The sequence below is a fragment of the Roseomonas sp. E05 genome (genome assembly GCF_030063475.1).
Taxonomy (GTDB): domain Bacteria; phylum Pseudomonadota; class Alphaproteobacteria; order Acetobacterales; family Acetobacteraceae; genus Pseudoroseomonas.
In genome coordinates, this window is record NZ_JASIRT010000006.1 from 163,509 (window position 1) to 183,024 (window position 19,516).

13 protein-coding genes are annotated in these 19,516 nt (G+C 69.2%); 4 read left to right on the plus strand and 9 right to left on the minus strand.

Annotation, left to right across the window (positions count from 1 at the left end; translation table 11 throughout):
* Positions 1-190: 190 nt before the first annotated feature.
* The gene (locus tag QMO56_RS09095) at positions 191-1,429 is read left to right on the plus strand and encodes a hypothetical protein (protein ID WP_283525083.1); all 1,239 of its coding nucleotides are present in this window, start codon (positions 191-193) and stop codon (positions 1,427-1,429) included.
* 48 nt (positions 1,430-1,477) lie between these two features.
* On the opposite strand, the gene QMO56_RS09100 is transcribed toward QMO56_RS09095, so the two are convergent.
* Together QMO56_RS09100 and QMO56_RS09105 are read right to left on the minus strand one after the other, a co-directional pair.
* On the minus strand, positions 1,478-2,428 hold the full coding sequence (locus QMO56_RS09100; protein WP_283525085.1) for an ABC transporter substrate-binding protein: 951 nt from the start codon (positions 2,426-2,428) through the stop codon (positions 1,478-1,480).
* 98 nt (positions 2,429-2,526) lie between these two features.
* Entirely contained in the window at positions 2,527-3,213 is a 687-nt protein-coding gene (locus QMO56_RS09105) for an ABC transporter permease (protein WP_283525087.1), read from the minus strand.
* A 172-nt stretch (positions 3,214-3,385) separates the two neighbouring features.
* Between QMO56_RS09105 and QMO56_RS09110 the strand changes: the two genes are divergently transcribed.
* A complete protein-coding gene (locus tag QMO56_RS09110) occupies positions 3,386-3,901 on the plus strand; it encodes a DUF4347 domain-containing protein (protein ID WP_283525089.1) in 516 nt (171 codons plus the stop codon).
* Between the two features lie 374 nt (positions 3,902-4,275).
* On the opposite strand, the gene QMO56_RS09115 is transcribed toward QMO56_RS09110, so the two are convergent.
* A complete protein-coding gene (locus QMO56_RS09115; protein WP_283525091.1) occupies positions 4,276-5,310 on the minus strand; it encodes a TniQ family protein in 1,035 nt (344 codons plus the stop codon).
* A 201-nt stretch (positions 5,311-5,511) separates the two neighbouring features.
* Here QMO56_RS09115 and QMO56_RS09120 point away from each other — a divergent pair, with 201 nt between their 5' ends.
* On the plus strand, positions 5,512-8,835 hold the full coding sequence (locus QMO56_RS09120) for a DEAD/DEAH box helicase (RefSeq protein ID WP_283525093.1): 3,324 nt from the start codon (positions 5,512-5,514) through the stop codon (positions 8,833-8,835).
* Between the two features lie 226 nt (positions 8,836-9,061).
* Positions 9,062-9,472: a hypothetical protein gene (locus QMO56_RS09125; protein WP_283525095.1), complete on the plus strand. Its 411-nt coding sequence runs from the start codon at positions 9,062-9,064 to the stop codon at positions 9,470-9,472.
* 818 nt (positions 9,473-10,290) lie between these two features.
* Here QMO56_RS09125 and QMO56_RS09130 read toward each other — a convergent pair.
* The 6 genes from QMO56_RS09130 to QMO56_RS09155 all read right to left on the minus strand — a co-directional run bounded on the left by QMO56_RS09130 (position 10,291) and on the right by QMO56_RS09155 (position 19,102).
* Positions 10,291-12,114: a TniQ family protein gene (locus QMO56_RS09130; RefSeq protein WP_283525096.1), complete on the minus strand. Its 1,824-nt coding sequence runs from the start codon at positions 12,112-12,114 to the stop codon at positions 10,291-10,293.
* Positions 12,098-13,129 (minus strand): TniB family NTP-binding protein, encoded by a 1,032-nt coding sequence (locus tag QMO56_RS09135; protein WP_283525098.1) that lies wholly within the window; start codon positions 13,127-13,129, stop codon positions 12,098-12,100. The genes QMO56_RS09130 and QMO56_RS09135 overlap by 17 nt, the downstream gene beginning before the upstream one ends.
* 5 nt (positions 13,130-13,134) lie before the next feature.
* On the minus strand, positions 13,135-15,375 hold the full coding sequence (locus QMO56_RS09140) for a hypothetical protein (RefSeq protein ID WP_283525099.1): 2,241 nt from the start codon (positions 15,373-15,375) through the stop codon (positions 13,135-13,137).
* A complete protein-coding gene (locus QMO56_RS09145) occupies positions 15,372-16,136 on the minus strand; it encodes a hypothetical protein (RefSeq protein WP_283525100.1) in 765 nt (254 codons plus the stop codon). The genes QMO56_RS09140 and QMO56_RS09145 overlap by 4 nt, the downstream gene beginning before the upstream one ends.
* Before the next feature lie 373 nt (positions 16,137-16,509).
* Positions 16,510-18,726 carry an AAA family ATPase gene (locus QMO56_RS09150; RefSeq protein ID WP_283525102.1) on the minus strand — a complete coding sequence of 739 codons (2,217 nt, stop codon included), beginning with the start codon at positions 18,724-18,726 and terminating at the stop codon, positions 16,510-16,512.
* A 4-nt stretch (positions 18,727-18,730) separates the two neighbouring features.
* A complete protein-coding gene (locus tag QMO56_RS09155; protein ID WP_007002502.1) occupies positions 18,731-19,102 on the minus strand; it encodes a DUF6634 family protein in 372 nt (123 codons plus the stop codon).
* Positions 19,103-19,516: the final 414 nt, after the last annotated feature.

The following is a 19,516-nucleotide window of genomic DNA, read 5'->3' on the forward strand; positions in this document are numbered from 1 at the left end:
CCGGAGAAGCATTGAAGCGCCTATCGCAAGTCCTGCGCCACTGCCTGCTGCCGCCGCATGAAATGTGGGAAGAAATGCCACGTCCAAGCTGTGGTATTTCTGCAACGAACCAGGTGATTTCGTGACATTTCGTCGCAGAGGAGGAACGGAAGTCACACGGGCGTGTGTCCAATATGGTAATCGCTTTGCCATGAGCACACGCATAACGTGCGGCGCTTTCGCCGCGGCCACTCTTGTCCTGGGTGTAACGCTGGCGGCGCCGCACGCGGCTGTCGCCGCCGAGCCTTTCAGCCTGAACCTGACCGTTGACGGGCAGACCTATACCCGGACCTACAACAGCCTCGACGACCTGCTGAACCTGCTGAACCCGGGCGGCATCCAGTCGGTTGCGCCGAACTATCGGTCGGGTTCGGCGGTGAATGCCGTCGTCAACATCCGCGGCGTGCCGGCGACGGTGACGACGGAGCCCGGCTCCACCGCCGTGCGGCTCAGCGTCCCCGGCGCCGGTGTGGAACAGGTCTTCGATGCCGGCAGCCTGACCCAGTCGCGCCAGCAACTTGAGGACTTCGCCAAGGGCGAGGGCGACTCCGAAGAACTGCGGAAGATCTACGACACCATCGTCGCCACCAGCACGGCGGACCCGGTGGCCGGCAACCCGGCCTCGCTGCAGGGCCAGTCGGTGATGGCCGACTATGCCGCCGGCACCCTGCTGCCGGGCGATCTGGGCCGCATGGAGCCCCGCGCGGCGGGCTGGCACTTCAGCGTGGGCGGCGACTTCACCCGGCAGCAGACCCGGGAGTTCGACACCAATGTCTGGAGCCTGCCGCTGGCCGTCTCCTACACCTTCGGCCAGGACGGCCTGGAGCTGTTCCTGAACGTCCCGCTGACCCTGACGGATACCAGCGGCGCCTACTCCTATCTGGGCTCGGCCGGCATCGGCCTGCGCGTGCCGGTGGTGAAGGGTCCCTCGGTCCGCTGGGCGCTCACGCCGCAGGTCCGCATCGGCGCCGCCGGCTCCTCCGAGGTGGGCTCGGTCGGCCAGGCCTATGGCGCCTCGCTGACCAGCGACCTGCGCCTGGCGCTGCCGAGCGACTTCGTGCTCGGGATCGGCAACACCATCGGCTACTACGAGACCAAGCCGCTGAAGGTCAGCGACTACGACCTGGCCTACGACCTGCAGAACGCCTACTACCGCAACGGCGCCTCGATCTCCCGCCCGGTCGGTGTGCTGGCCAACCTGCCGGTGCTGCTCGGCGCCTCCTTCGTCGACACCCGCATGGCCGGTGACGACCTGGCGGTGAAGAGCTGGCAGGAATACGGCCTCTTCGCCGTGCTCGGCACCACCGCCCCGGTGCGCGCCAGCCTCAGCTACCTGAACGGCGAGCGCGGCTACGACGCCTTCCATGTGGGCCTGAGCGTCGCCTTCTGACGCGCTGCCCGGCCGGCCCTGACGGCCGGCCGGGCGCCTTTCCGGACCTCAGCCGAGGAAGCTGGTGTCCAGCAGCTTCGCGAGGTCCGGCGACTGGCGCACGACGCCGGCCTCCTTCTGCACCTCCAGCGCCTTCTGCATGAACTGCGGCAGACCGTCCGCGGCATAGGCGCGGTTCTTGCCCTGGTCCATCCACTCGATGAACGCCGCGCTGGCCTTGAAGGCCTCGCCGCTCTGGTTCACCCGCTTGCCCATGATGGCATAGGCCTTGTCCGGCTCCTGGCCGATCATCGCCAGCGCGTCGTACCAGCCCTGCACCACCGCCTTCACCGCCGCGCCGTTCTTCGCCACGAAATCGGGCTGGAAGGCGAGCGTGTCCACGACGCAGGGATAGTCCAGCGTGGTGGCGAGGATCCTGCCCTTGTCGGCGCCCATGCCGCGGACCTGGGACAGGTACGGCTCATAGGTCGAGCAGCCGTCGAACTGCCCGGCGACGAAGGCCTGCGCGGCCGGCTGCGGCGCCAGGGTGGCGGCCTGCACGTCCTTGATGGAGAGGCCGTTCTCCCGGAGCATGTAGGCCAGGACGAAATAGGGGGTGGTGCCCGGGCCATCGACGGCGAGCGTCTTGCCCTTCAGGCCGGCCCAGCCGCCGATCGTGGGCCGCACGGCGACACCGTCGCCGCCGCGGGAACGGTCGAGCACCAGCACCTGTACGAGCGGAATGGTGCTGCCCCACAGGATCATGGTGTCCACCGTGGTGACGACGCAGTTCAGCGCACCGGAGGCAAGCGCCAGGTTGCGCTCCCTCTGCGGCACGAAGCGTGTCTCGACCTCCACGCCGTTCGCCTTGAACAGGCCGGCCTCCTCGGCCAGCGTCAGCGGCGCGAAGCCGGTCCAGCCGGACATGCCGATGGTGATCTTCGGCGCGGCCTGGGCGCGGGCCAGGTGGGGCAGGGCAAGCGCGCCGGCGGCGGCGCCCAGGAACAGGCGGCGTTGCATCGGATTCGGTCTCCTCTCGGCCTGGCGGCCTCCCCTGGGAGGTGAGCGTAATCCGCGCCCGCGGCGGCGGAAAGTCTTGCGCGGGCCGGGCGGCCGCTTCAGCGGCGCTCGAGCCGGAGGGTGATGGCGCTGATGCCGAGGCAGATCAGCAGCAGGATGCTGCCGAGCGCGAGGGCCAGCGGGAGGTCGCCCTTCTGCGTCTCCAGGGCGATGGCCGTGGTCATCGTGCGCGTCTCGCCGCGGATGTTGCCGCCGACGATCAGGATGGCGCCGACCTCGGCGATGGCCCGGCCGAAGGCTGCCAGCAGCACCGTGCCGAGCGCCGGCCGCCCCAGGCGCAGCAATTGCCAGCCGCACTGCGCCAGCCCGGCGCCGTCGATGCGGAGCGGGTCGCCGATCTCGGCCCAGAGCGGCCCCAGGACCCGGTGGGCCAGCGCCACCACGATCGGCAGCGCCAGAATGGTCTGCGCCAACACCATGCCGGCAGGCTCGAACAGCCAGCCCAGCCCCCCGAAGGGACCGCTGTGCGAGAGCGCGAGATAGCAGAGCAGGCCGACCACCACGGGCGGCAGGCCGAGTGCCGCGTTCACCCCCACCAGCAGGGCGCCGCGCCCCGGAAAGCGGCTGACCGTCAGCACGAGAGCCAGCGGCAGCCCGAAGGCAAAGGCCAACAGCGCCGCGCTGCCGGAAACCCGCAGCGAGAGCAGCACGATCTGGCCGAGTTCCGGATCGGCGCCGCCGATCAGCCGCAGGGCCAGCAGCGCGGCTTCGGAGAGATCATGCATGGGCGGGAAGGGGCATGGCGGAGCGGAGATGCCGGCTCCGCCGCGGCACGGCAAGCGCCGCGGGCGCCGGCATTTGCCGTTGCCTGCCGGCAGCCCCGCCGGGCCGGCGCATCAACCGTTTCTTTAACAAACCAGGGGAGAATGCAGCCGCTCCAGAAGGATGAAGCGTGCCATGACCGATATCGCCGAAACCGCCCTCCGCCCCGCCCAGCTGCTGGTGCTGGATCCCCGCCAGGCGGGCTGGCCCGCGGCGCTCGCCGCTGCGGGGTCGGACACGGCCGTGCTTCTTCTGGATGCAGAGCGCGACGGCCTGCAGCAGGTCGCCGAAGTGGCGGCCGAATACGCGCCGCTGAAAGCCATTCATCTGCCGGAACATGGCGTGCCCGGCCAGGTCGTGCTGGGGCGGACCGTTCTGAGCGCCGCCCATCTCACGGCATCGGCCGCCACGCTGGCGAAGCTCGCCGATACGCTGGCGCCGGAGGGCGTGCTGCGCCTTGGCGGCGAGCCGGGGCGGGGCGTGCTGGGCCGCCGGCTGGCCGATCTGCTTTCGGAGGTGGTCGGCCGCGCGGTGCTGCCGGCCCGTCATTCCCCCGTGCTCGCCCTGACGGCCGGAGCAGCCGGGACCGCGCCCTGGCCGGTCTGGAGCCAGCCCGGCACGGCCATCCTCCCGGCGGTGGCAGGCGCCTGAACCTTCAGTATAACGGCGCGCACTTAGATGGACTGCGCACCCCGTAACCCTTTGATCTGCGGCGTGCGCCTCTGCACGTTCCACGGACAGGCGCACGGCTTTCTTCAGACTCGGAGCCACCGATTGCGCCAATCCCGAGACCAGAAAATCAGCCAACAATGTCAGGGTGTTAATGGCTTGGCGATGGTGATTCCTTCGCAGCCTGCAGCGCGCGGCAAGTTGTGGTGCCGGACGAGGTAGGAACGCGAGCAGCTGAAGCCGAAGCATCTACTATGCGGCTAGATACGGGAGTTACCCCGCCTCACCGGAGGCCGCGATGGCGTGCCGCGAGCAACCTGAGTCTCGGTGTCGGAGTGCCCCATCCAAGCTAAGCCTCAAGGGCTCCGCGCGGCCAACTCACGCGCCGCCCGCCTGTAGTCCTTCACTGCCTGCTTGATCGCCCACCCGCCACCGTTGGGCAGCGGCGTCGCCCAGCGCACGATGCCCTTGGTCACCTTTTGCGTCGCCGTGGCGACGTCCGTGAGATGGAGCCTCCGCATATTGTCGAGTTCGGCGTGGAACCCGGTGGGCCAATTCCGGACCGCTGCCAAAGAGCGGGCCAGCGCCTCGTGCGGCGGCACCTCGACGTCGCCCATGTTCTCGAAGCCGAAGAAATACCGCCGCGGGCGCGCCGCGGCAGCGTCGAGCCCAAGACGGACCAGGAATTCGATGATGTGGGCAGGCGCCATGTTCCGGAAGGGCGGCAGGACCCGGACGCCGGTCCCCTCCTCGGCGAACTGAGGATCGCCCAACAATCCCTGGACGCAGGCCGTGGCGTTCGCCTGCTCAGGCGTGACCGGCGCCGCCGGGGCTTTCGTCAGGTCGCCGCCCTTTCGGCAGCCACACCATGCTAAGCCGGTGCCTTTCCATTTGATCGGGTTCTCGCACGCATGACACTTGTCCACGAGGGCTTTGCGGTGGACGGGGCATGCTGAGATAAAGGACATGTCCCAGACGGCTAGGTGCCGTCCGCGTTCAGCGAGACACTCGGGGCACACCTTGCGCCCCTCTTGCAGCCCGAAGTCCAAAGCGCTGCCGGGAAGCTCGTGGTTCCAGAACAGGACAAAGGGGGAGTGCGGGTCGCCGCGCCAGAGCGGCAGCAAGGATTCAAAGGGAACCGACGCCTCCAAGGCAAGCCTCTCGACAGAGTTGCGCGACGCACGTGACGCGAGTCCCTTGAAGCCCAATCGCTCACCCAGGGCTTTCGGCGTCTCTGTCCGCCGCCGATTGGCGAGACGGAAGATGTAGCTTTGGAGGCTTTCGTCCGCGGACGGTGTCAGGCCGAGGCTGTGTGGACGTGGCCTATCCTCTGGCGGCAGGTTCTCTGGCAACAGGCGCGGCTGGGGAGGAAGCGGCATGGCGCCGGACACTACAAGGACAGCGCGCCTGCAGTCGATCGGCAGGCGAGGGCGAACAGTCCCCCAATCCTACCGCCACGCGCCCGACGTCGCTCAACGTAGCCCGACGCAAGCCTTGGGCGATGCAATTCCGATTAGGAAACAAGGAATAGCTTTGGCATCATTTCGGCTGCTGGCGGCCTATCCCGGGTGCGGTCGCGCGCGGGGTCCTCGATGGCTGAGCTGAAGATTGGCGACAGGCTGACGCTGCCCCGCCAGTACGCCGTGGACGAGCAGGTCGCCGGGAACCCCATCCGCCAGCTGCTGCACCTGGCCCGGACCGCCAAGGTCGCCGCTCGCCGCCTGAACGCCCGGGGGGCGCTGGACGGCTTCACCCTCGACATCAAGGGGGGCGGGTCCACCCTGCTGCTGGACCGGAAGCCCAAGGGTGACGAAGGATTCGAGCATGCTCTGGTCTGCAGGCCCGGGCGCCTGCCTGCCGACCCAGCGGTGCAGTCCGCGGAGCTCGACGCAGTTTGGACCAAGGTCAGCAAGGGTGCCTCCGAGTGGCAGGCACAGGGAGCGGCGGCGCAAGCCGCCAGGGCGTCGTGGGCGGATGCGTTCACGTTCCGCGAGGAGTCGCGGGACAGCAAGGGGCAGGTGTTGGCGCAAGGGCTGCGGCCGCCACAGGTCGGCGCCCTGTACGCGACGCTGGCTCACTGGCGGGGTGCCGGGGATCCGGCGACCGTCGTCATGCCGACCGGCACCGGGAAAACCGAAACCATGCTCGCCATCATGGCGCGCGAGAGGATGAACCGGCTCCTCGTGGTGGTGCCCAGCACCGCGCTGAGGGGCCAGATCTCGGAGAAGTTCGAGACCTTCGGGCTGCTGCGCACCCTCGGCGTACTGACTGAGGGCGCCCACTACCCGGTCGTGGGCACCCTGAAGCACAGGCCCCGCACCGTCGAGGCGGCGGAACAGCTCTTTCTCCGCTGCAACGTGGTGGTCGCGAACATGCAGGTGCTGCAGGGGTGCGAACCCGAGGTGCAGGAGCGCATCGCGCAGCTCTGCGGCGTGCTGTTCATCGACGAGGCGCACCACGCGCCCGCGCCGACCTGGGACGCCTTCCGCAAGCTGTTCCTGGCGCAGCCCGGCAACCGACTGCTGAGCTTCACGGCGACGCCGTTCCGGAACGACGGCAAGCTGGTGGAGGGACGGGTCATCTTCAGCTACCCGCTGTCGAAGGCGCAGACCGACGGCTACTTCGTCCCGATCAGCCTAAGGAGCGTGATGGCCTGGGACCGGCCGTCCGCCGACGAGGCCATCGCCGTCGCCGCAATCGAGCAGCTCGAGGCCGACATCGGGGCCGGGTACCGCCACGTCGTCATGGCGCGGACCGAGGACATCGCGCGCGCGAAGGAGGTCATCCAGGTCTACGAGGGGCTGGCGCCGGAGCATGGGCCCACCCTGGTCCACAGCAAGATGCCGGAGGCCGAGCGCGTCGAGGCGCTGGCGCGGCTTCGGGATGGGAGCGCGCGGGTCATCGTATGCGTGAACATGCTCGGGGAGGGGTTCGACTTCCCCAACCTCAAGATCGCGGCCATCCACGACCCCCACAAGAGCCTAGCCATCACGCTGCAGTTCACTGGCCGCTTCACCCGCGCGCAAAAGGAACTGGGCCAAGCGACCGTGGTCGCCAACGTCGCCAGCCCCGATATGGAGGACCAGCTGCGGGACCTCTACGCCGAGGACGCCGATTGGAACCGTTTGCTGACCGAACTGAGCTCCGGGGCGGTCGGGCGCCACACGCGCCGTTCCGAGTTCCTCGACGGCTTCACGGGCCCGGAGTCGCCTATCGCCTTGCAGAACGTCTTCCCCAAGATGAGCGCGGTGGTCTACCGAACCCGGTGCACGGCGTGGTCGCCGGGGCGGGCCGAGGAAGCCCTCCGCAAGCGGGCCCGCATCCATGCGGGTCCGTTGGTCAACGCGGGTCATCGCACACTGGTCTTCATCACCCAGGAGCAGGAGGCGGTTCCCTGGGGCGCCATTAAGGAGGTCTCCAACACCGTCTGGCATCTGTACCTGCTGCACTGGGACCAGGATCGCGGCCTGCTGTTCATCAACAGCTCCGACAACACGACCCTGCACGAGGGTCTGGCGAAGGCGGTCTGCGGAGATGACGTCGCGATCGTCAGCGGCGACCGCGTGTTCCGGTGCCTGCACGGCATCAATCGGCTCCTGCTGATGAACCTCGGCCTGAACCATACCATCGGCCGGGCGGTGCGGTTCTCGATGCACTCTGGCTCTGACGCCGCACGCGCCGTGACTGAGGCGACGGTCGGCAACAGGATCAGGTCGAACCTGTTCGGCGTCGGGTTCGAGGCGGGCAGAAAGGTGACGGTCGGGTGCTCCCGCAAGGGCAGGCTGTGGTCCTACTTGGTGGCCCATGACATGTCCGAATGGGTGGCCTGGTGCCGCCACGTCGGCGCCAAGCTGCTCGACGACACGATCCAGCCGGACGACATCTTCCGTCGGGCCATGGTACCGACCGAAGTCACGGAGCGGCCGCCGCTCGTGCCCATATTCGTCGAGTGGGACCAGAAGCTGCTCAAGAGGCCGGAGCACCTCGTCACCATCGACATCGGCGACGCATCCGCGCAGCTCTTCGATGTCGACCTAGGTCCCGCGGAGCGCACGGACAGCGGCCCGCTGAAGCTCCGGGTGACGGTGGCAGTCGACGGTGAATCCAGATCCGCTGACTTCGAATTCCGGTTCGGGGCGAACGGCGTCCGCTACCTCCCCGCAGGCGGCCCACCGGCCTACATCAACATCGGCGGCAGGCGTACGCCGCTCGGCGACTGGCTGGCGGACCACCCCCCCTGGGTCCATTTCGTGAACGGCGCCGTGCTGCTCGACAACGAGCTGTTCTCCCCGCAAGGCATGACCAGGCGCATCCCGTACTCCCGCGAGCGCATCGCCGCTTGGGACTGGACGGGCACCGACATCCGCAAGGAGTCGCAGAAGGCGCAGAAGCGCCCCGACTCGGTGCAGCACAAGGTGATCCAACACCTGCTTGCGCAGACGGGGGACGAGGCGTTCGACATCGTCTTCGATGACGACGACGCGGGCGAGGCCGCCGACGTGGTCGCCATCAGGGCCACGCCCGACCGCATCGTCGTGCACCTCTACCACTGCAAGTACTCCGAAGGGGCGAAGCCGGGCGCGAGGCTGGACGACCTCTACGTGGTCTGCGGCCAGGCGCAGAAGTGCGTCCGCTGGCGGGACGACGCCGAGGCGCTGTTCCGCCATCTGCAATCGCGCGAGGGCAAGCGCCTAGCGCGCGCGGCCTCGAGCCGGTTCGAGCGTGGGACCATGGCCGAACTGCGGAAGCTGGAGAGCATGCTCCGCAGTGCCGAGCGTGAGTTCGCCGTCTTCATCGTGCAGCCGGGCCTGTCACGGGCGTTGGCCGAGGGCGAGCACCTGGAGCTCCTGGCGGCGACGGAGACCTACTTGGCGGAGACGTCGGGGCTGTGGCTGGGCGTCATAGCCAGTCAGTGACTGTCGGGAGTTCACAGCGGCCCGCCGCCGGACACGTGACCCGCCGACCATCCCTCAGTTCCAAGGCCGCTTAGGTCTGGGCGTCTAGTTTTTCGGACTTGGCTTCGGCCTTGCCAGTCGAAAGATACCCTTGAGGTGAGGTACCGACCTGCGACGCGACCTCTCCGTTGCCACGACACGCCGTAACCTGAAGCCGCGCAGGCGAAAGGGTATGGACATGCCGAGGGTGCTGCTGATCGAGGTTTCCTCGACCGAAGCGTTGCCGCTCGAAGAGTGCTGCGACGCGGTTCAACTCCCTGCGGACATGGATGATGTCATGGCAGCCACCCGCAACATGCTGTTGCTGGATGCCTCGCTGCGTCTCGAACATCCCACGTGGGTGAGCGATGGATACAACGTTCCGCTTGGTGCGCCCGGATGCACCGCCTGGATTGCCGACGTCGATGGCAGGACCGCGAAGTCGTGGCGCCTATTCTGGGAAAGCGTACGGAAGCAGCGTCCGCAGGCGGGTGGCATTGCGCTCCGCCCAGATGACAGCCGCCTGCAGGAAGCGCTCAGCGGGCTGCTATCTACAGCCTCGCCTGGAGACGCTGGAGTGCCGCCTCAATCTTTCCAACAAGCCTCAGGGGCAGATTAGCAGCATGATCCGCTTCAGCGAGCAACCTGTCCGACACCGCAAAGGTGCGCGGGTCTGCAGTTATATCGTCCTCGCCGGGCGTTCGCTTTCCGTCGGGAAGGTCATAGGTCGCTCGCATCAGAACAGTATCGGCAGCCTGTATCCAAAGCGCGTCCAAGGCCACCGGCTCGTAGCGGAACCAGAATCGGAAGTACAGGCGACGGAGGAATTGGCGTCGCTTCAAATCCTTCGACCTCTGCGGGGGGGAAATCCCTTTGCAGAACGAGCATGTAAGGCACGGCCCAGACGGGCATGCCGACGTAAGCCCAGGAACGCCGTTCGGTGGCGGCTTCCAGCAACTCGATGAACTCGTCCACTGTCAGGTTCGCCACCAAGGTGCGAATTGCGGAGTAGTGCCTTCGCCAGTCGGCAGCCACGGCGCCGAAGACATGGATCGCCGCCGCTGCATTCGGGGCCGCCGGGGTGAGCCCGTGGTATGGCCGTCCTGCCGGAGCCATAGTGGGGCAGACTGCTCCTCGCGGGTGTGCGAAGTGTGTCGCGCGCGTAGGTGATGCGTCGGCTCGCAGTGACAGCTCGGATGGGCAATACGGGCAGCGCACGACGGGGCGGTGCCATTCCCCCTGATGCCCCGCTGGCCTTCGTCCGATGCTGCGTTGGTACTGCTCCACGGTCAGTCTTTGTCCAGTGATCGGATGTCTGGCGTAACGCACCTGAAGCAGGTTCCCGCAGTTTGCGGGAAGTTACAGCCAGGATGCTCAGTCAGGAAGGGTAGCTGCCCGAATTCCTGCTGGGCAGAGCCTGCCTTTCCGGCGACCAAGTCAACGCCTCCTGAAGAACGCCTGCCGCCCACCGTCCACACCCGGCCCGGTGACCGGCAGCACCCCGACCGCCCGCAGGTCCGCCGCCAGCTTCCGCGGCGACGTGCCCCGCTCCCGCGCCAGCTCCGCGCCGGAGATGTACTCTGCCCGGAAGCGGTCGAGCTCGGTGGCCGTGACGGCGCCGCCCTCGGTCCTGAGCAGGCCGCGCCGGATCAGGTGCGCCACCACCTCACGCTTGAGGCCGAGCAACGCGGCGGTGGCGTAGGCGCTGAACGGACCCCGCTCGAGAGGGGCCGCCGCCCGACGCACGGCCGCCCGGTCGAACCGCAGGCGCTTGAGGCTGACCGCGGCATGGTCCAGGGCCGCCACCGGCAGGTTGCCCGAGAGCACCATGCCCACGAAGTCCGCCAGCCCGACGCCGCGCCGCCGCATCGTCTCGGCCGCCACCTCGAAGTCCACGAGCCCCCGCTGGAGGCCGGTGTCGATCGGGGCGCCCGCCGCCATGCGCCCCGGCAGCCCCTCAATGCTGGCTCGCCGGAACGCCCAGCGGCCCCAGCCATCGGCGGCGCCCCGATGAACCGCCTCGAGAACGCCTGCCTCCGCCAGTCGCCGCACCCGCGCCCTGGACACTCCCAGGGCGGCTGAGGCTTCGTCCAGTGTCAGCGCGTCGCGCAGTTCGGCCGCCAATCCTTCCACCTCCGCGCGGCCAATCACCGCCGGTAGGCCGCGTCCTCCGCCGTCCGGCATGGGCAGCAGGCCAGCCTCTGCCATGCGCTTGGTCGTCTCCACGGACCTGCCGACCATTCGAGCGACCTCCTTCAGCGCGACGCCGTCACCCTGGGCGCCCAGCAGCAGCGAGCGGTGCATCCGGCGCCCTAGGACTGGGTCGGCGGCAAGGAATTGGCGGGTCGCCTCGGCGAGGGCGTCGCGGAACGGACCGGCCTCCAGCATGGACAGCCAGCCGTAGTAGGCGCCCATGGTCTTGGTGGCGCCGAAGCGCCCGGCGCGGGCGGCCTCCTCGGCCCGCGTCGCCGCAAGGAAGCGGTGCAGGGGAACAGGCCATGCCTCGACCGCGGCGAGACCCGAGCCGACGACGCGGGCTACGGCGTCCGGCCCGGACGCGACCAGTGTCTCGATGCGTCTTTCCTTGCGCCAGCCGGTCAGGAACATGCCGGTCACCATGACGAGGCGCACCAGGTCGGCGGGACCCACCGACGCGAGGGCAGGGGGCAGCCACGGGACCGGCCCTCCAGTGGCGAGCGCCAGCACGCGCGCGCTCGCCTCGGCCTCGTCGGCGGAGCTTGGTGTTACGGCCACCGCCCGCAGGTCGATCCCGCAGGCGCAGCGGGTGACGTCGGTCCCCTTCCACCCCAGGCCCCGGCAGCGAGGTCTGTGGCACCTGTCCACGAGGCGCAGGGCGTGGTGTGGGCAGGCGGTCACCAGGGCGCAGTCCCAGGCGGCGCGCTGGATGGGCGCTTCGGCCAGGCAGGCGGGGCATGCTCGCCGCCGTGAGATGTCGATGAACTCGCGGTGCAGCCCGCCGCCAAGGAAGCGGTGATGGGCAAGGCGGCCGGTGGGGCGGTAGGCGGCGGCTTCGAGGGTGGCGGGATCGGCACCGGAAAGGGTCGCGAGGCCGCGCATGTCATCCCCAGAGGTGGCGGAGCCCGGCTGGCGCAGGCCGACATGGATGGCGAGGCGGTCGGCGCCGGGGAAGCGGGCTCGGCCCGCGAACCGCATGATGAAGCCAGGTATGCTCTCGCCCGGCACGATGCCCATGCCGAGCGAGAGTGGCTGTCTGCCCATGTGCTCAGGGCCGGAAGTCATGGTGGCGGTCGCTCCGGCGGGTGCGGCCGCGCAGGCGGGTCTTTTCGGGTCCCGTGTCGATGGTAGGCCCGACTGCCTCGGGGAAGGCGGGGCGCTCGGCTGTCCACACCGCCGACTTGCCGTATGCCTTCACCAAGTGGGCGTAGGTAAGCCTGTCAGCCTTCCCGGACGCCATGTCGTAGATGGCTTCCGCGACAGCGTTCTCGATGAGGGTCGCCATGTCACCAAGAAACCCCGATGCGGCGCGGCAAAGCGGATAGGCCATCTTGGCTTCCGCAAGGCCGGACAGCGTGCCGAAAATGTTGTCCCTGAGGAACTCGTCCCATTCCATCAACACGTCCTGCAGGAACTCGCGGCTTTCGGCGACGTCCCAGTCCAGCGGCAGGAGCTCGTGCCGGATGCTCGCCCGCCTTCGGAATTCCGCGTCGGCCTCCCTGAGTAGCAGGACGGATGCCGTACCGGTGATGATCAGAGACGGACCGCCCTTGGCGTTCACGATGTACCGGCAGAGACTGGCGAAGCGCTTGATGGCAGCGGTGTCCTTGCCTTCGAGGCACTGGTTGAACTCGTCAGCGACGACGAGCCTGTTCCCCACTTCGCGCCCTACTGCGACAATGTCCTCCTGGATGACGAGGCGCTTGCGGCCCCGACCCACGATGTGGTCGATGCTCTGGCCTGTCAGCGCGGCCAGCCAGACCTCGGCGACGTCCTTCTCGCTTCCATTCGGAACCTTGAAGTACAACACGTCCTTGCGGTCAGCGAATGCGCCATCCGGGCCAACGATGGCGCGCGGCTGGTCGGGGAACTGCCTTTTGTAGTCAAGGACGAGCTTCGACTTGCCGCTGCCTGAGCCGCCGACCAAAAGGAGGATGCCAGCCTCGCCCGACGCCCCATGGTCGCGGTGGTGGAGGCGGCGGATGTCCCGCTGGATCTCGTCCGACTTGTCGGTCGGGAGGTAGAACTCGCGGAAACCGCCCGAGAGCCTGACGAGACGGTCGATTTCGTTCTGGTCCATGGTGCTCATTGGCCCTCGTCGCCGCGCATGCGCTTCGCCTGCCGCCGCGGACGTGCCGCGCGGGGCTCGTCGCTCGTGTTCTCGGATACGTCTGTTGCTGCCCCGTCCCCGCCGACCTCCGGCTCCCCGGCATCGCGGCCAGATGCCGCGCCGAACGCCTCGTCCCGGAACGTGGCCAGGAAGCGCACCAGGTCATTCCGCTGGCGCTTGGTCAGCGACTTGCTTTCCGCCAGCAGGCGCAGGGCATCCTCGACCATAGCCGCCTTCCTGGCCCGCAATTCGTCGGTGTCGTAGGCCCGCTTCAGCCGACCGTTCATCTTGAGGGTGCGGTCGTGCTGGTGGAGCGTCAGCCCGACCATGAAGCGGCTGGCAGGCTCGACCTTGCTGACGGTGCCCGTGAACGGATTGGTGACCCACGCCCGCGCGACATCGTACTCGTCGAAGAGGACCTGCACCTTCTCGCCCTCGCGGTAGGATGGGTGGGCAACGATCTGTCGAATGGCCTCGCCTTTCCACGTCAGGCCCTGGGTGGTGACCGTTCCCCGTCGAGGCAGGCACATGTGTCGGTGCGTGAGCAGCACCGTCAGGTCGTGCTCGCTTCGTAGCGCGCGCAGCAGGCGCTTGTCCGTGTGCTCCTGCCAGCGGCGCAGCGGCACGTCGTCGATGCCGCCGTGCCACGACTTCGCGTAGATCATGGCCACCCAGGTCCAGAGGCGCCGCACGAGGTCGCTGAGGCGGATCGTGACGTCCGGCTTCTCCGGGTCGTTCTCCTCGCGGTGGCTGGGAGGATTGGGGCCGACGACGGACCGCTGCGTCTGGTCCCGCAGGTTCCGGATGAAGCGCTCGATGCTTGCCTTGAGCTGCGGGTTCTCGCCCTCGGCGTAGTCCATGATCATGTCGAGGACGAGGGCTGCCTCGCGGATGTGGTCGTTGTTTGTCGCGGACGTCTGGTCGAAGAAGAACGACATCGGCACGCCGGTCGGGAAGTCGTAGTCCAGGTCTGGCACGATCTTCCTGAGGAAGCCCTTGGGCGTCATCGTCATCCGCAGGACGCAGAATCCGACACCGAGGGTCTCGCCCTCGAACTGGACGATCAGCGCCAGCGGCATGCAGGTGAAGTGGTCGTACGCGATGGACACCCAGGCACCGCCGAGATCCAGGCCCGATCGGTCGTCCAGGACCCTGAGACGCCGCAGGCGGACGTGGTCGACCTCGACGCGCTCCAAGGGGAACGTCGTGACCACGCCGTCGCCGATTGTCCGGACCTTGTCGTACGCCTTCTTGCCTTTCCGGCGACGGAGGGCGGCGTGCTGGTCGACCTCCTCGCGGATGTAGCGGGCCACCTGGCTCTCGGTCGGGCACCACAGTTTGTTCCCCGGTTTTTCCTTGTTCCACTTGTCGACCCGGTCGTTGAGGGCGCTCCAGACCTCCGCTTTCGAGCGCTGCTCCTTGGTGAGCCAGTGCGTGGTGATGGTCTCCATCAGCCACTGCTCGACCATGGCGGGCATCTTGCGCCCGCGCGGGCCTTGCCGGTCGAAGCGGGGCGCCAGGGCGCGGATGTCCCCGCCCGCCAGCTTCAGCGTGTTCAGCCAACCGTAGAAGGTGCTGACGCCAGGGGCTTTCTTCCCGGTGGCCTCCGCGACCTGCTTCAGGAAGGCGAGGAGCGTCGCCTTGGAAACGCGGCCGCTGAGGTCGATGCGCTCGGCGACGGGGCGGTCCGGCATCCTCTCGCGGTAGAAGCGCTCCGGGTCGCGGTACGCCTCCACGAAAACGGCGCTCCACTGCACCTTCGCCTTCATCGAGCTTGGCAAGCCGTCGAGCGGGACGCGGAGCACTTCCCGGATGCGCTCCGGCAGGTCCGCGTCAGGTGAATCGACGACCCAGCTCTCTCCGCGCCAGCACTCCTCCTGCCAGGCGATGGAGTTGACGACGGCGGTCTCGTCGGTTTTGACGTTCTCCAGGTGGATCAGGCCGCTCTTGAACAGCTTCACGCGCCAGACGCAGCCCTGGCGGTGGATGTATGTGCCGCGGACGAGGCGCCGCCGGTCCAGCGGCTCCGGGACGGTTGGCTGGCGCAGGCTGCCGTTCTGCCAATGCAGGATCCAGGTAGCGAGGCTCCAGGTCAGGACCTCGCCGGTCATCTGGTTCCGCAGGTCGAGGCCACGACTGTCGAGCCGGTGCACCATCCACGGGTGGCCGTCCCAGCGGACGATCTGGCCCAGCCGGGGCAGGTACCGGTTGCTCATGTCCGCCACCCCTTCGTCCGGCAGGCCAGCACGGGGGTGTTCCGACCGAGCCCGGCCGAGACGTCGGCCACCACGAACCCGTTGGCGACCATGGCCAGCAGCTGCTGCCAGGTGGCGAAGCCATCCAGTAGCCGGTGCAACTCCCCAAGGGTGGCAGGTGCGTGACGTTCGGCCACAGTCGACACCGTGAAGGGCAGGGAGTCCGGCCACTGCCAGTATCGATAGTAGAAAAGGTCCTTGGCGCCGGGCAGCGCGGCGTCCTCGGTGACTTCGTCGCGGTTCAGGTAAACGAAGCCCAGACCCTGGCGCTCGCAGGCCGCGCGCATGGCGGCGAGGCGCTTCTTGCGGCGCGCGTCCAGCTTGGCCAGCGGGTGGAGGATGGTCAGCGCGTAGGAGCGCGTCTCCTCATGCACGATGAAGTCGGGGATGAACTTGAAGTCCTTGCCTTCCCAGTGGACTTCGATGGCCTCGGCTGTGGAGGTCCAGCCCCGCACCTCGTGCCGGGCGTCCAAGAGGAACGCGGCGTCGCGATGGTGATAACTCCGCAGCCGTTCGTAGCGCTGCGCGCCCTTCGCAGGCGGGTAGTAGGTCGGGACCTGTGTCCGGGTCTTGGGTTGGTCCTGTTCCTCTTCGTCCGGCTCCTCGCCCTTCTCTTGCTTGCTGGCAGTCTTGTCCTTAGCCTTCGCCTTGGGGGGCTTGGCCGAAAAGTGGGGGTTCCAGTTGCCGTGCGTCGGCACTGCCCCCAATGCGAACTTGCGCATCGTGGCTTCCAATCCTTTGGGCGTTCGGGATGCCGCCGATGGGCGGCGTCAGACGGCGCGGGAGCGGCGTCTCAGGGCGGCGAGGCCGAACGCGGCCGGGAAAGCGGGAAGGAGACGGCGTGCGCGGCCACACCGCGCGCGGTGCGCCCATGCGGGCGCAAAGGACTTGTGCTGGGGCATGACGTGCTCCGCGGTGAGGCCGGAAGAGCTGCAGGCGGGCACGACAACGTCGGCGCCGTGCCGTAAATCCTCAGTCTCTGGCTCTTCGCATGGCGGAGGTCATGGCTGCAGATACGCGCGGGCCAAGGCTTGGTTTCGCGTCCCTGGGCGTTTTCCATGAGCCGCGCGGGCCGTGTTCCTGCAAGCGGGTCCGTCATGGCCGCACCCTCCGGGGGCGGCGACCGGCGCCTGGCGGTCGGCAATCCTTCGCGGCCGCCTCGGACACCGAGACCAGGGCCTCGATCTCGGCGCCCGGCACCGTCTCCTTGGCGACCAGCAGGTCCGCCAAGCGGCAGATGGCCAGGCCGTGGCGCCGGACCACCGACCGCGTCTCGGCATAGGCGGCGTCCAGCATCTCGCCGACCCGGCGCGCGACGTCCGGCCGCGCCGCGAGCAGGGCGGGGACACCGGCCGCGTCCGGCAAGCCTCGCCAGACCAGGGCGCCGCCGCCCTTGTCGAGGCCGAGCGCGGTCACCGCCGCCGTCGCGAGGCGCGTCGCCGTGGCGAGGTCGCTCTCGGCGCCGCCGCCGCTCCCGGCCGATGCCTCGCCGAGCAGCTCCTCCTCGGCCGCCCGGCCCGCCAGCGCCTCGCGCAGCAATGTTGACAGGGCCGCGCGGGTGACCGTGGTCTGGCCATCGGCGGGCTCCGTCCAGAGCACCCGGCCCGCGCGGTCGCCCTGCGCCAGCACGCTGGCCGAGATCAGGGCGCCCGGCCTCCCCAGCGCCGCCACCACAGCGTGCCCGGCCTCGTGGATGGCCACGCGGCGCAGCACCTCTGGGGCCGGGCGCGACCCGTTGCCGCGCAGCTCCGCCTCCAGGTCTGCCAAGGTCGCCTCCCGCCGGTCGTGCCGCGCCCGCCGCCGCATGCCGCGGACCCAGCGCTCGGCCTCGGCGCCGGTGGACCCGAGGCCCAGCAGCGCGAGGCGCGACAGGTCGGCGCCGGGCAGGTCGCCGCCAAGGTGGTGGCGCAGGATGGCGGCCAGCGCCGCCTGGTCCGGCAGCGGCACCCCGATCAGGCGCTCCAGGCGGCCCGGACGCAGGATGGCCGGGTCGATGCGGCTGGCGTCGTTGCAGCAGCCCAGGACGACCACGCCGTCACGTGCGGCGGCGCCGTCCAGCTCCTCGAGGAAGGCGTTGACCACCTGGACCGAGTAGTCGCGGTCGTGGTGGCGGAAGGTGGTGCGGTTGCCGAAGCTGTCGATCTCGTCCACGAGCAGAATGCAGGGCGCCGCCTTGCGCGCGGCCTCGAAGGTCCCGCGCATGGCGCCCAGGGTCGTGCCGAGGTGGCCGTCCTTGGCACCCTGCCACTGCCCCAGGGAGCCGGTCACCAGCGGCACTCCGCACTGCGCGGCCAGCGCCCTGGCGAAGGTCGTCTTACCGGTGCCGGTGGGGCCGACCAGCACGGCGCCGCGGTCCACGTCGCGCCACGGCAGCGCGCCACCGGCGTAGTCGGCGAGGTCGCGCGCGACGTCCTTGCCCCAGCGCGTTGCCTCCTCCATCCCGTGCAGACCGTCGAGCGTCAGCGGGCGGACTGAGAGCCGCTGCGACGCCAGCTCTGCCAGCCGCCGGAGGTAGTCGTCGGCATCCTGGTGGGGCAGCCGGGCCAGCCACAGGTCGCCGACGGTGACCAGCCGCGCCACCTCCGGCGGTACGGACGCGGTGACCGGCGCGGCACCGGTCAACATGGTCGCCGCCTCGGCCAGCGCGGCCGGATCCGGCGGGCCGACGGTCACCCTCGCCGTGGCGGCCCGCAGCAGATCGGATGGCAGGCAGCGGGCTGGCGCCGGGCTGAAGCCGTAGACCGGGCGCCCGCTGGCGACCATGGTGCGGACGGCGCCGTTGCCGTCCTCGGGGCGGTGCCAGCGGTCGGAGCCGTCGCGGCGGAACTCGGCCCAGCTCGGCTCAATCTTGCTGATCCGCCGGTATGGCCGGTCCTGGGCGTCGTCGCCGTCGAACGGTACCTCGTCCGTGCCCTGGATCAGCATGCGCCAGGTCTCGGCGACGGGGACGACCCACTCCGCGTCCGGCACCTCGACCACGAGGACCGCGCCCTGCTCCCGCGCCCTGCCGTGCAGGGTCGGGTCGGCCTCGAGCAGGCGCCGCACTATGGCGTATGCGGCGGCCTCAGCAGGGTCTTCCAGGCGCACCCGTGACGGCCGGTGCGCGGGCGGGGGCGTCGGCTGCCGCGCCTGCGGCGGGTTCGGACCGAGGTGGAACGGCTCGTCACCGATCTCCTCCTCGACGGCCTCGGCCAGTCCTTTGATGGCAAGGTCCAGCGCGTCGCCGGTGAGAGCGGCGGCGCCACCCATTCCGCCGGGCGGCAGGGCGGGTGAGGGGGCGGATGCGGAGGTGTTGGCGATGGGGCTCGGCATCGTGTCACCGCAGGCCCAGGGAGCAGGTCCGGTCGGCGGGCGGCGGCACGACCGGCATGGGCGCGCGCGGGGCGCCGAGGCGGTAGAGGCGGTTCAACGTACGCGCCCAGCCCACGGTCGGCGCGAAGGCCCACAGGTCTGAGGTGCGGCAGAACGGGCCGTCCAGCAACGGATGGCCAGTGACGGCGCCGACGAGGCACAAGACCGGGCGCGAGGTCACGGCCCACCCCTCCAGCAGCGGCGCCTCCGACAGCTCCGCCGCCGACGGCATCCCGGTCGCCGCGAGCCGCCGCAGGTCCGCGGCCAGCGTTTCCAGCCTGCTGGCTTCCGCCTCGACGTCGCCGCGCACGGTTCCTCGTTCACCGATGATGAGCATGGTGCCTCCTGTCTCTGATGGGTGGTTGTCGGGGTGTTGGTGGCGGCCCGCGCGTGCGGTCGCCGGGCGCCCTATGCGGGCGCGGGGATGACGACCCAGTGCCCGTTTCCGCACCCGCCGACGTACCTCGCCTGGCCAGGGGGACCCGGTTCAGTCGCCTCGGGGAGGGGAAGGGCGGTCGTCATGCGCAGAACAGAAGCGGAACATCTGGCCCGGCGCAATAGGCATGCGTTGGTGTGATTTGCCAGCAAAGGAGGCACCGGAGGTTGGCTTGCGAAGGCCCGCCAGTCCCTCAGGTGGCTGGATCTACCGTGCTGAATCCTTTCGGATTTCCTTGCAACATTGGGCTGGCGCAGGATGGCCATGGCATGTTTGCCGTGGCTGGCTGCCGATAGTCACGCCCGAAATATCGTA

Coding starts and splice junctions, on each gene's coding strand:
- QMO56_RS09155 (WP_007002502.1), bottom strand. CDS start 19,102: ATGCTCATCATCGGTGAACGAGGAACCGTGCGCGGCGACGTCGAGGCG.
- QMO56_RS09100 (WP_283525085.1), bottom strand. CDS start 2,428: ATGCAACGCCGCCTGTTCCTGGGCGCCGCCGCCGGCGCGCTTGCCCTG.
- QMO56_RS09140 (WP_283525099.1), bottom strand. CDS start 15,375: ATGAGCAACCGGTACCTGCCCCGGCTGGGCCAGATCGTCCGCTGGGAC.
- QMO56_RS09145 (WP_283525100.1), bottom strand. CDS start 16,136: ATGCGCAAGTTCGCATTGGGGGCAGTGCCGACGCACGGCAACTGGAAC.
- QMO56_RS09120 (WP_283525093.1), top strand. CDS start 5,512: ATGGCTGAGCTGAAGATTGGCGACAGGCTGACGCTGCCCCGCCAGTAC.
- QMO56_RS09135 (WP_283525098.1), bottom strand. CDS start 13,129: ATGGACCAGAACGAAATCGACCGTCTCGTCAGGCTCTCGGGCGGTTTC.
- QMO56_RS09095 (WP_283525083.1), top strand. CDS start 191: ATGAGCACACGCATAACGTGCGGCGCTTTCGCCGCGGCCACTCTTGTC.
- QMO56_RS09110 (WP_283525089.1), top strand. CDS start 3,386: ATGACCGATATCGCCGAAACCGCCCTCCGCCCCGCCCAGCTGCTGGTG.
- QMO56_RS09150 (WP_283525102.1), bottom strand. CDS start 18,726: ATGCCGAGCCCCATCGCCAACACCTCCGCATCCGCCCCCTCACCCGCC.
- QMO56_RS09130 (WP_283525096.1), bottom strand. CDS start 12,114: ATGACTTCCGGCCCTGAGCACATGGGCAGACAGCCACTCTCGCTCGGC.
- QMO56_RS09105 (WP_283525087.1), bottom strand. CDS start 3,213: ATGCATGATCTCTCCGAAGCCGCGCTGCTGGCCCTGCGGCTGATCGGC.